The organism is Glycomyces tarimensis (assembly GCF_054776215.1).
In genome coordinates, this window is sequence record NZ_BAAHCB010000004.1 from 89,951 (window position 1) to 102,214 (window position 12,264).

At 68.6% G+C, this 12,264-nt stretch carries 14 protein-coding genes; 11 read left to right on the forward strand and 3 right to left on the reverse strand.

The features are described 5' to 3' along the window. Window positions 1–50 precede the first annotated feature (50 nt). The 3 genes from ACYVK3_RS04280 to ACYVK3_RS04290 all read right to left on the reverse strand — a co-directional run bounded on the left by ACYVK3_RS04280 (window position 51) and on the right by ACYVK3_RS04290 (window position 4,403). Window positions 51–908 (reverse strand): ABC transporter permease, encoded by an 858-nt coding sequence (locus ACYVK3_RS04280; protein WP_460496019.1) that lies wholly within the window; start codon window positions 906–908, stop codon window positions 51–53. Window positions 909–938: 30 nt separating this feature from the next. Then, window positions 939–1,898 (reverse strand): DrrA family ABC transporter ATP-binding protein, encoded by a 960-nt coding sequence (locus ACYVK3_RS04285; protein ID WP_460496020.1) that lies wholly within the window; start codon window positions 1,896–1,898, stop codon window positions 939–941. A gap of 141 nt (window positions 1,899–2,039) precedes the next feature. After that, window positions 2,040–4,403, reverse strand: a complete 2,364-nt coding sequence (locus tag ACYVK3_RS04290) for an HAD-IC family P-type ATPase (RefSeq protein WP_460496021.1) — start codon at window positions 4,401–4,403, stop codon at window positions 2,040–2,042. 161 nt (window positions 4,404–4,564) lie between these two features. Between ACYVK3_RS04290 and proS the strand changes: the two genes are divergently transcribed. The 11 genes from proS to ACYVK3_RS04345 form a co-directional block, all read left to right on the forward strand. Next, window positions 4,565–5,971 carry a proline--tRNA ligase gene (gene proS / locus ACYVK3_RS04295; RefSeq protein ID WP_460496022.1) on the forward strand — a complete coding sequence of 469 codons (1,407 nt, stop codon included), beginning with the start codon at window positions 4,565–4,567 and terminating at the stop codon, window positions 5,969–5,971. Window positions 5,972–6,131: 160 nt separating this feature from the next. Beyond that, window positions 6,132–6,710 carry a 30S ribosomal protein S16 gene (gene rpsP, locus ACYVK3_RS04300; RefSeq protein ID WP_460496024.1) on the forward strand — a complete coding sequence of 193 codons (579 nt, stop codon included), beginning with the start codon at window positions 6,132–6,134 and terminating at the stop codon, window positions 6,708–6,710. Window positions 6,711–6,712: 2 nt separating this feature from the next. After that, the gene (locus ACYVK3_RS04305; protein ID WP_026922808.1) at window positions 6,713–6,943 is read left to right on the forward strand and encodes an RNA-binding protein; all 231 of its coding nucleotides are present in this window, start codon (window positions 6,713–6,715) and stop codon (window positions 6,941–6,943) included. Between the two features lie 62 nt (window positions 6,944–7,005). Then, window positions 7,006–7,506: a ribosome maturation factor RimM gene (rimM, locus tag ACYVK3_RS04310; protein WP_460496025.1), complete on the forward strand. Its 501-nt coding sequence runs from the start codon at window positions 7,006–7,008 to the stop codon at window positions 7,504–7,506. Continuing rightward, complete coding sequence (trmD, locus tag ACYVK3_RS04315; RefSeq protein WP_460496026.1) at window positions 7,506–8,291, forward strand: tRNA (guanine(37)-N(1))-methyltransferase; 786 nt, start codon at window positions 7,506–7,508, stop codon at window positions 8,289–8,291. Before rimM ends, trmD begins: the two co-directional genes overlap by 1 nt. Before the next feature lie 87 nt (window positions 8,292–8,378). Then, complete coding sequence (gene rplS / locus ACYVK3_RS04320; protein WP_460496027.1) at window positions 8,379–8,726, forward strand: 50S ribosomal protein L19; 348 nt, start codon at window positions 8,379–8,381, stop codon at window positions 8,724–8,726. A gap of 360 nt (window positions 8,727–9,086) precedes the next feature. Continuing rightward, window positions 9,087–10,163, forward strand: a complete 1,077-nt coding sequence (gene lepB, locus ACYVK3_RS04325; RefSeq protein WP_460496028.1) for a S26 family signal peptidase — start codon at window positions 9,087–9,089, stop codon at window positions 10,161–10,163. Next, window positions 10,160–10,858 carry a S26 family signal peptidase gene (gene lepB, locus ACYVK3_RS04330; protein ID WP_460496029.1) on the forward strand — a complete coding sequence of 233 codons (699 nt, stop codon included), beginning with the start codon at window positions 10,160–10,162 and terminating at the stop codon, window positions 10,856–10,858. The genes lepB (ACYVK3_RS04325) and lepB (ACYVK3_RS04330) overlap by 4 nt, the downstream gene beginning before the upstream one ends. Window positions 10,859–10,877: 19 nt before the next feature. Further along, on the forward strand, window positions 10,878–11,600 hold the full coding sequence (locus tag ACYVK3_RS04335; protein ID WP_460496030.1) for a ribonuclease HII: 723 nt from the start codon (window positions 10,878–10,880) through the stop codon (window positions 11,598–11,600). After that, window positions 11,597–11,899 carry a DUF2469 domain-containing protein gene (locus tag ACYVK3_RS04340; RefSeq protein WP_460496031.1) on the forward strand — a complete coding sequence of 101 codons (303 nt, stop codon included), beginning with the start codon at window positions 11,597–11,599 and terminating at the stop codon, window positions 11,897–11,899. The genes ACYVK3_RS04335 and ACYVK3_RS04340 overlap by 4 nt, the downstream gene beginning before the upstream one ends. A 62-nt stretch (window positions 11,900–11,961) precedes the next feature. Next, a partial coding sequence (locus tag ACYVK3_RS04345) for a histidine kinase N-terminal domain-containing protein (RefSeq protein ID WP_460496032.1) occupies window positions 11,962–12,264 on the forward strand: 303 nt, incomplete at its 3' end.

A 12,264-nucleotide genomic window follows, 5' to 3' on the forward strand; every position in this document is an offset into this window, starting at 1 on the left:
CCCCCCCCCCCTCGCCGGGTGTTCCTCAGTGGTGGTAGTTCAGTGGTGGTTCAGCGGCGGTTGTAGGCCCTGACGGTCAGGAAGCCGAACACGAGGACGAAGGCGGCCGACCAGGCCAGTGTGGTGGCCACCGCGCCGGTCGAGACGTTCCCGTCGAACAGGCCGCGGACGCCGTCCACGAGCTGGCTGATCGGCGTGTTCTTCACGATCGGCTGGAGCCAGCCGGGCATCGTCGCCGGATCGACCATGACGTTCGACAGGAAGGTCAGCGGGAAGAGGATCGACATCGAGATCGACATGACCGTCTTCTCGGAGCGGGTGATCAGGCCCAGCCAGGTCCACAGCCACGAGAAGGAGAAGCAGAACACCAGCAGCAGCGCCACGCCCAGCAGCACGCCGTCGATGCCGCCCTCGGGCCGGTAGCCCATGACCATGCCGGTGCCGAACATGATCGCACCCGCGGCGGCGTACCGGAACACGTCGGCCAGGAGGTAGCCGACCATCGGCGCGGCCCGCCAGATCGGGAGCGTCCTGAACCGGTCCGACACGCCCTTGTGGATGTCGATGTTGACCGACATGCCGGTGTACATCGTCGTCATCACGATGCTCATGACCATGATGCCCGGCAACAGGAACTGGAGGTAGTCGCCGGTGCCGCCGGCGATCGCGCCGCCGAACAGGTAGGTGAACATCAGCAGCATCATGATCGGGAAGACCAGGATGTCGGCCAACTGCTCGGGCACATGCTTGATCTTCAGCATCGAGCGCCAGCCGAAGGCCCGCACCGACGCCCACACGCTCGGCGCCGCCGGGCGTTCGCCCTGGTTCAGCAGCTTGCGGAGTCGTTCCTTCTCGACCGGTGCCGGTGCGTCCTGATCGGGTTTGGCCTTGGTCTCGGTGTAAGCCATGATCGGTTTCCTTTCCGTAAAGTCTTCGAGCTAGGCGTCGACGCGGTCGGTGAGTGCCAGGAACACTTCGTCGAGGCTCGGCTGGCCGAGCGAGAAGTCGTCGACCAGGATGCCGACGCGGGCCAGCTCGCCGAGGGCGTGCGAGCCCTGGACGGCGGAGTCCTCGCCCGACTTGAGCAGCGCCGTCAGCGCCACCGGGTCGTCGTCGAGTTCGACTTCGGCGCCGAGCGCCTCGGCCAGGACCTTCTGGGCGTGCTCGCGCTGGTCGGCGTGGTGCAGGCGCATCTTGATCGAGCCGGCGCCCACAGAGGACTTGAGTTCGCCGGGGGTGCCCTCGGCGATGACCTTGCCGGTGTCGATGACCGCGATGCGGCCCGCCAACTGGTCGGCCTCCTCCAAGTACTGCGTGGTGAGCAGGACCGTGGTGCCCTCGCCGACGATCGTGCGGACGACGTCCCACACCTGGTTGCGGCTGCGCGGGTCGAGGCCCGTGGTGGGCTCGTCCAGGAACAGCAGTTTCGGCGTGATGATGATCGAAGCGGCGATGTCGAGGCGTCGGCGCATGCCGCCGGAGAAGCTCTTGACCTGCTTGCCGGCCGCGAAGCCGAGCCCGAAGGCGTCCAGCAGGTCTTCGGCCCGGGAGCGCGCGGCGGGCTTGGTGAAGCCGTAGAGGCGCGACAGCAGGACCAGGTTCTCGACGCCGGTCAGGTCCTCGTCGAGCGAGGCGTACTGGCCGGTGAGACTCACCTGGGTGCGGACCGCGGCGGGGTCGGTGGTGATGTCGTGGCCGAAGACGGTCGCCTGACCGGCGTCGGGACGCAGCAGGGTGGCCAGCATCCGGACGGTGGTGGTCTTGCCGGCGCCGTTGGGGCCGAGCACGCCGTAGACGGTGCCCGCCGGGACCGACAGATCCACGCCGTCGACGGCCTTGATGTCCTTGAAGTGCTTGACGAGCCCTTCGGCTCGGATCGCGATCTCGCGCTGCGCCATGATGGCCTCCTGGGTGGGTTTCTTGCTCTCACCCAGTAGGCGCTACACCTCCGACACAACCGCCGCTGCGAGCCGCTACATCAGATGTAGCAGTGATCCGAATCACTAGCGTGAGTGCAAGGTCGGAAAACTCTTCCGTCTTCAGGAGGCGTGGTGTTTGGGGCGGATCACCAGCCACAGGACCAGGGCCGCGATGCCCGAGGCGACCGCGATCGCCGCCGCGGTCGTGTTCCACACGCCCGGCAGACGCAGGTCGTAGAAGTCGGCGAACGGCGGCACCGCCAGCACGAGCGCGAACGCGCCGCCGCACGCCGCCACCAGGGCGAACTTCCACCACGTATACGGTTTGGCCACGATCGCCAAGGCCGCCAAGGCGATAGAGAACAGCGTGATGCCCGCGGTCGTCTGCGCGTCGATGTGCTCGCCGCCGTGCCGCAGCGACATGAGGTAGACGATGAACGTCGGGATCGCGCACGCCAGCCCCGCCGGCACCGCGAACTTCAGCACTCTCGGGACGAAGCCCGGCTTGGCGCGGTCGAACGTCGGCGCCAGCGCCAGGAAGAACGCCGGGAGGCCGATCGTGAACACGTTGATCAGCGACTGGTGGATCGGCACGAACGGGTAGGGAAGCTGCTCGCCGCCCTGCGCCCACGAGATCATCGCGCCGATGCCCACCAGGAGCGCGAGCGAGATCGCGTACACCGTCTTGGTCAAGAACAGGTTCGAGACGCGCTCGATGTTGCCCAGCACCCGCCGGCCCTCGGCCACCACGTGCGGCAAGGTCGCGAACTCGTCGTCGAGGAGCACCACCTGCGCCACCGACCGGGCCGCCGGCGAGCCGGAGCCCATCGCGATGCCCAGGTCGGAGTCCTTGAGCGCGAGCACGTCGTTGACGCCGTCGCCGGTCATCGCCACGGTGTGGCCCCGCGACTGGAGCGCCTTGACGAAGTCGCGCTTCTGGTGCGGCTTGACGCGCCCGAAGATCGTGTTGTGCTCCAGCACGTCGGCGAGCTCCTCGGGGGAGTCGGGGAGCCGGCGCGCGTCCACGGTGTTCCCGGCGCCCTCGACGCCGAGCTGCGCGGCCACCGCGCCGACCGCGGCGGGGGAGTCACCGGAGATGATCTTGATGGCGACGCCCTGCTCCTTGAAGTACTCCAAAGTCTCGGCCGCGGTCGAGCGCAGCCGCTGCCGGAGCACCACCAGCGCCTTCGGTTCGACGCCGAGCACACCGCCGGTCGTCGACGCCGACTCGGCCGTCACCAGCGCGAGCACCCGCAGACCCTGCGCGGCGAGCATGTCCGCCTCCAAGGCCGTCGGATCGTCGGCGTCCAGCAGCATGTCGGGCGCGCCGAGCAGCCAGGTGCCGTTGTCGGTGAACCGCACACCGCTCCACTTCCGCGCCGAGGAGAACGGCATCGACTCGATGACCCGCCAACCGGGGTCGCGGTCGCCGTTCCGGTCGAGGTAGGCGGAGACGGCCTGCATCGTCGGGTTCGGGCTGTCGTCCGCGGCGGCCAGGGCCGCGAGCGCCTCGGGCACCCCGTCGCTGAGCGGCCGGATTTCCTCGACGTCCATGCCGCCCTCGGTGAGCGTCCCGGTCTTGTCCAGGCACAGCACGTCGGCGCGCGCCAGGCCCTCGATCGCGGGCAGCTCCTGCACGAGGCACTGGCGCCGGCCGAGTCGGATGATGCCGACGGCGAACGCCACCGAGGTGATCAGCACCAGGCCCTCGGGGATCATCGGGACGATCCCGGCCACGGTGGAGAGGATGGTGTCGCTCCAGTTCTCCTGGTCGGCTACCTGGCTCACGATGAGCAGGATCGCGACCGGGATGATGAGCCAGGAGATGAGCTTGATGAAGCGATTGATCGCGGACTGGAGCTCGGAGTTCGTCCGCTTGAACTCGCTCGCCTCCTCGACGAGCCTGGCCGCGTACGACTCCGCGCCGATCTTGTCGGCCCGGAACACGCCGGTCCCGGCCACGACGAACGATCCCGACTGGACCGGGTCGCCCGGCAGTTTCGCGACGGGGTCGGCCTCGCCCGTCAGCAGCGACTCGTCGATCTCCAGGTTGCGCGACTCGACCACGGGGCCGTCGACGACGATGCGGTCGCCGGGCGCGACGGTGATCAGATCGTCGCGCACGATCTCGGCGGGGTCGATCTCGACGGTCTCCCCGCCGCGAATGACCCTGGCGTTCGACTGGTTCACCAGCGACAGCTTGTCGAGGGTGCGCTTGGCGCGCAGCTCTTGGACCGTGCCGATGAGGATGTTCATGATGATCACGCCGGCGAACAGCGCCTGCGACAGATCGCTGACGGCGATCGCGATGACCGCGAGCACGCCGATGAGCGCGTTGATGGGCGTGAAGAAGTTCGCGCGCAGGATCGCCGACAGCGGTCGGCTCGTGTGCCGCTTCGCCTGGTTGACGGCACCGGCCTCGACGCGCTCGGCGACCTCGGCCGGCGTCAGGCCGCGGTTACCGGCGAGCATGGGTGTTGTCACGTCGACAGCTTATGCGATCGGGGCTGATGGGGAGCTCCTCCGTGGGGCCGGTTCGGCACCGCCGCCCCTCCTCCGGGCGAACGACTCCGGGCCTCGGCCGAATTGCGGGGGCGCAAAACCGCGTGGAGGTCCTCGGAGGCGTGCCCGTAGAATTCCTGAACATGGCCAAAGTACTCACACCGCAGAGCGAGGACTTCCCTCGCTGGTATCAGGACGTCGTCGCCAAAGCCCAGCTGGCCGAGAACGGCCCGGCGAAGGGCACCCAGGTGATCCGACCGTCCGGATTCGCGCTGTGGGAACGCATGGTCGAGGAGATGGACGACCGCATCAAGGAGACCGGGACCGAGAACGCCTCGTTCCCCCTGCTCATCCCCGAGTCCTACTTCCGCAGGGAGGCCGACCACGTCGAGGGCTTCGCTCCCGAGCTGTGGATGGTCACCCACGGCGGCGGCAAGGAGCTCGAGGAGAAGCTCGCCGTCCGCCCGACCTCCGAGACCATCATCGGCGAGTACATGTCCAAGTGGACGAAGTCCTACCGCGACCTGCCCTTGCTGCTCAACCAGTGGTGCAACGTCATGCGCTATGAGCTGCGCACCCGCCTGTTCCTGCGCTCCTCGGAGTTCCTGTGGCAGGAGGGCCACACGGTCCACGCCACCTACGAGGAGGCGCACGAGTTCACCCTCCGCGTCCTCCACGACGTCTACGCCGACTTCATGGAGAACGTGCTGGCCCTGCCGGTCCTTCGCGGCATCAAGACCGAGGCCGAGCGCTTCGCGGGGGCGCTGAACACGTTCTCGTGCGAGGCCCTCATGCGCGACGGCAAGGCACTCCAGATGGGCACCTCGCATGAGATGGGACAGAAGTTCGCGAAGGCGTTCGACATCCAGTACCTCGGCGCCGACGGGCAGCAGCACCACGGCTGGACCACCTCGTGGGGCACTTCGACACGCATGGTCGGCGGCCTCATCATGGGCCACGGCGACGACGCGGGGCTGCGCGTCCCGCCGCGCCTGGCTCCCGTGCAAGCCCATGTGATGGTCGTCAAGGACTCCGACGAGGTCCACGCCGCGGCGCGCAAGGTCTACGAGGAGCTCAAGGGCGACGGCGTGCGCGTCAAGCTCGACCTGCGCGGTGACGTCGCCTTCGGGCGGCGCGCGGTCGACGCCGAGCTCAAGGGCTATCCCGTCCGCATCGAGATCGGCCCACGCGACCTGAAGAACGGCGAGGCGACCCTCGTCAGCCGCGTCGAGGGCACCAAGGACACCGTGCCGCTCGGGATGCTCGCCGAGGCCGTCGCCACAGCGCTCGACGCCGACCAGATGGCGCTGTGGGACGAGGCGCTCGGGCGCCGCGAGTCGGCCACCTTCGACGTCGCCAGTGTCGAGGAGGCCGTCGAGGCCGCGCAGAACGGTTACGCGCGCCTGGCGTGGGACCTCTGCGGCGTCGAGGGCGAGACGAAGGCCGCTCAATCGGGCGTGACGGTCCGGGTGCTGCAGCGCGCCGACGGTTCGGTGCCGGACTCCCTGGATGAGGACGGTCTCATTGCCTACCTCGCGCGCTCGTACTAGGTGTCCGATGCGCTAGACTTCGACGCTGTAATGAGCTTTGGGACGGGTGCCCTCTCAACAACCGTGACGCAAAGCCAGGTCCTAGCGACGCTGCGTTCCAGCATCTCCACTTGGAACGCGGCTGCGCTTACGTGATCCTTAAAACAGGAGTTACAGGAACGTGGCAGTAAAGATTCGCCTCACGCGGATGGGGAAGATTCGTTCTCCCCAGTACCGCATCGTCGTGGCCGACTCGCGCGTCAAGCGCGACGGCAAGGTTATCGAGAATGTCGGGATCTACCACCCGAAGGAGAACCCGTCTCGGATCGAGGTCAAGTCCGACCGCGTCCAGCACTGGCTCAAGGTGGGCGCTCAGCCCTCCGAGCCGGTCAAGCGCCTGCTCTGCAAGACCGGCGACTGGCAGCAGTTCAAGGGCCTGCCGGCCCCTGCTCCGCTGAAGACCGCCGAAGAGAAGGCGGACAAGGGCGAGCTGTACTCGGGCGCCCTGAAGGACGCCGGCATCGACCCGACCAAGGTCGCCGAGGAGGCCGAGGCCAAGAAGACCGCCAAGAAGACGGCTTCGAAGTCGCGGAAGTCCTCCGAGAAGAAGGCCGAACCGGCCAAGGCCGAAGAAGCCAAGACCGAAGAGGCCAAGGCCGAGCCGGCCAAGACCGAAGAGGCCAAGGCCGAGCCCGCCGCCGAGGCTCCGGCCGAGGCCGAGGGCACCGAGGCCAAAGCTTCTGAAGACAAAGGGGAGTAACCGTGTTGCGGCCAGCGCTTGAACACCTTGTGAAGGGCATCGTCGACCACCCCGACGATGTCCGGGTCCGTCTGGTCGACTCCCGTCGCGGTAAACGCCTCGAGGTCCGGGTCAATCCCGACGACCTCGGGACGGTGATCGGCCGGGGTGGTCGGACCGTCAATGCCTTGCGGCAGGTCATCGGCTCGATCGGTGGCCGCGGCATTCGCGTTGAGGTCGTCGATTCCTACTAGGTTCAGCCGCACGGCCCCGGGGTTCGCCCCGGGGCCGTTCTGCTGTCGGGCAAGGAGTTCCATTGGTACAGGTCGTGGTCGGGCGGATCGTGCGTCCGCACGGGGTGCGCGGCGAAGTGGTCGTCGAGGTCCGCACCGACGATCCGGAGGACCGGTTCCAGCCCGGGATCGAGTACGACACGCCGAAGGGGCCGCTGCGCGCCGAGACGGTGCGCTGGCACCAGGGCCGCCCGATGCTCACCCTCGAAGGGGTGCGCGGGCGTGACGCGGCCGACGCGCTGCGCGGCACCCTGCTGAGTCTCGACGTCGACCCCCAGGAAGAGCTCGACTCCGACGAGTTCCACGACACCGACCTCATCGGCCTGGCGGTCGTCACCGTCGACGGCGAGCACGTCGGGACGGTCACGGCGGTCGACCACGGCCCGGCATACGAGGCGCTCGTGGTCAAGCGGCGCGGAACGCACCCGCTGCTGATCCCGTTCGTCGACGAGATGATCGACGAGGTCGACCTCGACGCCGAGACGATCACCGTGGACCCGCCGTCCGGTCTGCTGGAGCTGTGATGCGGATCGACATCGTCACCGTCTTCCCCGAGTACCTCCAACCGCTGGAGCTCTCGCTCATCGGCCGGGCCCGTCAGCGGGGCCTGCTGGAACTGGACGTGCACGACCTGCGCCGCTGGACCCACGACGTGCACCACTCGGTGGACGGCCCGCCGGCCGGCGGCGGCGCGGGCATGGTCATGAAGCCGCAACCGTGGGGCGAGTGCCTCGACGAGCTGGTGTTCGACAGGAGCGGCCCGGAGGGGAAGCGCCCGCACCTGCTGGTGACGAGCCCGGCGGGGCGGCCGTTCACGCAGACGATGGCGCACGAGCTGGCGGCCGAGCCGTGGCTGATGTTCGCCTGCGGACGCTACGAGGGCATCGACCAGCGCGTGGTCGACTACGCGGGCGAGCACATGCCGGTCACGGAGGTCTCGATCGGGGACTACGTCCTGTTCGGCGGCGAGGTCGCCGTCCTGGCGATCGTCGAGGCGGTGACCCGGCTCCTGCCGGGCGTGCTCGGCAACGCCGACTCACTCGCCGACGAGTCCCACAACGACGGGCTGCTCGAGGCCCCGGCGTACACGAGGCCGGCGTCGTGGCGCGGCCACGACATTCCGCCGGTCCTCCTTTCGGGGGACCACGGTAAGGTCGAGCGGTGGCGTCGCGACCAGGCGTTCCTTCGGACCGCGCGGGCGCGCCCCGACTTGCTGGAGCGGATCGACGCGGGTAGCCTCGACGAACGTGACCGGCGCCTACTTCAAGGGGCCGGCGTGACGCTGCCCGACGAAGATGTGGCAGAGTAGTGAAGTTGCCGTGATGTTCTGTTCGTTCAAGCAGTACCTCTCCCGGTGCATCCTTCTGAGCATTGAAGAATCAATGAGGTTGAAACCATGAACATTCTGGATGAGCTGAACGCTGCTTCCATGCGGGCCGATGTGCCCGACTTCCGTCCCGGTGACACCGTCAAGGTGCACGTCCGCGTGCAGGAGGGTGCCCGGTCGCGTGTCCAGGTGTTCCAGGGCGTCGTGATCCGCCGCCACGGTTCGGGCCTCGGCGAGACCTTCACGGTCCGCAAGCTCAGCTTCGGCATCGGCGTCGAGCGCACCTTCCCGGTCCACGGCCCGATGGTCGACAAGATCGAGATCGCGATGCGAGGCAAGGTCCGCCGCGCGAAGCTGTACTACCTGCGCGACCGCAAGGGCAAGGCGGCCAAGATCAAGGAGAAGCGCGAGGTCTAGCTCGCACCAAGAGTTTCCGACCCCGGACCGTCTCGGTCCGGGGTCTCCTCTTCCCTCGCGTTTTCGGTTAGGCTCGGCTGCATGAGTCCTGGTTCCCCCGATGACCGCGGGGCCAAGGGGCCTCGCCGCATCAGTTGGAACCGACTCCCCGGGCCGGGCGACGATGCGGACGGGCCTCCGCCCCCGCAGAGCGTCCCTTCGCGACGGCCCTCGACGCCGCCCGGCGGCATCCCCAGTCGCCCTTCGACGCCCGCCGGCGGCATTCCGAAGCGCGGCGCCACTCCCTCGGGCGGCATCCCGAAGCGGGGCGCGACACCTCCCGACGGGAGTCCGAAGCCTCCCGGGACACCGTCCGGCGGCATGCCGCGCACCGGCCCGTCCGCGTCCGGGCGCCTGCCTCGTGTCGGGGACGGGCGCACTGGATCGCAGCCGCAGGTCACCGGGGCCTACGACCGGGTGAGCGGGACCCACAAACAGGTCGATCCGCGACAGAGCCGCGCCTCCAAGAAGCGCAAGACCGGCAAGGGCGGCGAGCCCGAGAGCCGCCTGTCGCAGCCGCACAAGCGCCACTACCTGTCGCTGTGGGTGGAGCTGCCGCTGCTCCTGCTCGTGGCGTTCTCCGCCGCGGTGCTGCTGCGCACCTTCGCCATCCAGCCGTTCTACATCCCCTCCGGCTCGATGGAGCAGACGCTCCAGGAGGGCGACAAGGTCCTCGTGCTCAAGCTCACCACGACTCTGCGCTCGCCGCAGCGCGGCGAGGTCGTGGTCTTCCGCGGCACCGACCAGTGGGACCCCGAGTACCGGCCCAAGAACAACGACTCGGTCGTCTCCGACTTCAGCACCGCCGTGCTCGACCTGGTCGGCCTGGCCGAGCCGAACGAGAAGGACTTCATCAAGCGGGTCATCGCCGTGGGCGGCGACACCGTCTCGTGCTGCGACGCGGACGGCAACGTCCAGGTCAACGGGATCTCCCTGCACGAAGGGGAGTACGTCTACGACGACGCCCCGCTCGACGTCGAGCCCGGCAACTGCCACTCCAGGCTCTTCGAGGAGGAGAGGATCCCCGAAGGGTACGTGTGGGTCATGGGCGACCACCGCGGCAACTCGCAGGACTCCCGATGCCAGGGACCGGTACCGGTCGAGAACATCATCGGTCGGGCGATCGCCCTGGTCTGGCCAACCGACCGCGCCCGGAACCTGGAGATCCCGTCCTCCTTCGACGCGCTCGACGGCACCACCGGCCCCACCGAGGGGCCCCAGGAGGGCTCCGAGGCCGCAGCGGCGGATGCGGCGGCCGGACACCCGATTGGCCTGGGGGTTCACGGAGGCCTCCCGGCCTCGTTGCCCGCAACGGCGGTTCCGAGCGACGGCTCGGCGGCTTCGCCGAGAGTGGGCATCCGGAAGCCCGCAGTGCGACCGCGTAGACTCGCACCGTGATCGAAGAGGGGCAAGCGCCTGGCGCGGACGGCGGTGGCGCCGAGGGTGCATCCGAACAGCAACCCGAGAAGAAGAAGGGGTCGTTCTGGAAGGAACTCCCCATCCTGCTCGGCGTCGCCATCCTGGTGGCCATCGTCGTGCGGACGTTCGTCATCCAGACCTATTACATCCCTTCGGGATCGATGGAGACGACGCTGGAGCTCAACGACCGGGTCCTGGTCAACAAGCTCGTCTACAACTTCTCCGAGCCCGAGCGCGGCGAGATCATCGTGTTCACCGCGCCGGAGTCGTGGCGTTCGAACATGGAAGAGGACGAGTTCATCAAGCGGGTCATCGCCGTCGGCGGCGACCACGTGGTGTGCTGCGACGACTCCGGGCGGATCACCGTCAACGGCGAGCCGCTCGACGAGGACGACTACCTGTACACCAATCCGATGACCGGTGAGCAGGACGTGCCGAGCCAGGACGCCTTCGACGTGGTCGTCCCCGAGGGCCGGCTGTGGGTGATGGGCGACCACCGACAGGCCTCCGGCGACTCGCGCGAACGCTTCATACGCACCGGCGGGGACGTGGAGGCGTCCACGATCGCCGTCGACGCCGTCATAGGCAAGGCCTTCGTGCTGTTCTGGCCCTTCGACCACGCGAACTGGTTCACCGTCCCCGACACGTTCGAGGACGTGCCGGATCCGTCCTGATGGCAATGCTCTCGTTACCGTGCTGCGTCCCACCTCATCCCGAATGCGCCGCGACGGCGATCTGTACGCGCTGGAGGCGGCCTTGGAGCGGCGCGGCCTCGGGCCGGTCGCCGGCGTCGACGAGGCCGGCCGCGGCGCCTGCGCGGGCCCGCTCGTGGTGGCCGCGGTGAGCCTGCCGCCGAGCGCGCGCGTGGGCGAACTGGGCGATTCCAAGCTCCTGACCGAGGCCGCGCGCGAGCGCGTGTTCGAGCGGCTGCGCCGCAGCCGCGCCGAGATCGCCGTCGTCGACTACGGTCCCGCCGAGATCGACGAGCGCGGCCTTGGCGTGTGCAACCTCGAAGGCATGCGGGCCGCGGTCGCCAAGCTCGCCGTCCGGCCCGGATACGTCCTCACCGACGGCTTCCCCGTGGCCGGGATGCCGACCGCGAGCCTCGGCGTCGTCAAGGGCGACCGCACCGCCGCGTGCGTGGCGGCCGCCGGCGTGATCGCGAAGGTGACGCGCGACCGCCTCATGGCCGAGCTGGACGGGCGCTACCCTCACTACGGCTTCGCCGAGCACAAGGGGTACGGGACGGCGGCGCACGAGGCAGCGCTGCGCGAATGGGGTCCGTGTGAGCACCACCGGATGTCGTACGCGAACGTGGCGCCGCACACCCGCAAAGGCTCGTCGGAGCCAGCCGCGGGCGGACGGGAGCTCGTGCGCACTATCGTGGGAATGGCCGTTGAGAAGGAGGAGCGTTGAGCGCCGAGGACCTCGAGAAGTACGAGACCGACATGGAACTGCAGCTGTACCGCGAGTACCGCGACATCGTCCGGCAGTTCACCTACGTCGTCGAGACCGAGCGGCGGTTCTACCTGGCCAACGCGGTCGAGGTCCACGTCCGAGGCGCGGACGCCGAGACCTACTTCGAGGTCGAGATGACCGACGCGTGGGTGTGGGACATGTACCGCCCCGCACGCTTCGTCAAGCACGTGCGGGTGCTGACCTTCAAGGACGTCAACGTCGAGGAGCTGGACAAACCCGACATGACCCTGCCGTAGGCCCGGTGGAGTGTCCGAAACCGGACGGAAACGCCCGGTGATCGCGCCGTTAGGATTGTCGGGTGTCAACACTCCGCGATGTCGTCAGCTCCCACACCGATCTCTCGTCGAACTCCGCCGCGCACCTCCAGCGCCTCGTCGCCGAGTGGCAGCTGCTCGCCGACCTCTCGTTCGCCGACTTCCTGCTGTGGGCCGGGGTCAAGGACCACCCTGGCCGGTACGTCTGCCTCGCGCAGGTCCGGCCCACCACAGGGCCGACGGCCTATGAGGAAGACCAGGTCGGCCGCGTCGTGGAGGGCGAAGACGCGGCGCACCTGCACGTCGCGTTCACCGAGGGCCGCATCTTCCGCGAGGGCGACCCGGTC

Excerpts from the sequence above, each read along its gene's own strand:
- proS (WP_460496022.1), top strand. The coding sequence starts at position 4,565 with ATGGCCAAAGTACTCACACCGCAGAGCGAGGACTTCCCTCGCTGGTAT.
- trmD (WP_460496026.1), top strand. The coding sequence starts at position 7,506 with ATGCGGATCGACATCGTCACCGTCTTCCCCGAGTACCTCCAACCGCTG.
- lepB (WP_460496028.1), top strand. The coding sequence starts at position 9,087 with ATGCCGCGCACCGGCCCGTCCGCGTCCGGGCGCCTGCCTCGTGTCGGG.
- ACYVK3_RS04280 (WP_460496019.1), bottom strand. The coding sequence starts at position 908 with ATGGCTTACACCGAGACCAAGGCCAAACCCGATCAGGACGCACCGGCA.
- rplS (WP_460496027.1), top strand. The coding sequence starts at position 8,379 with ATGAACATTCTGGATGAGCTGAACGCTGCTTCCATGCGGGCCGATGTG.
- ACYVK3_RS04285 (WP_460496020.1), bottom strand. The coding sequence starts at position 1,898 with ATGGCGCAGCGCGAGATCGCGATCCGAGCCGAAGGGCTCGTCAAGCAC.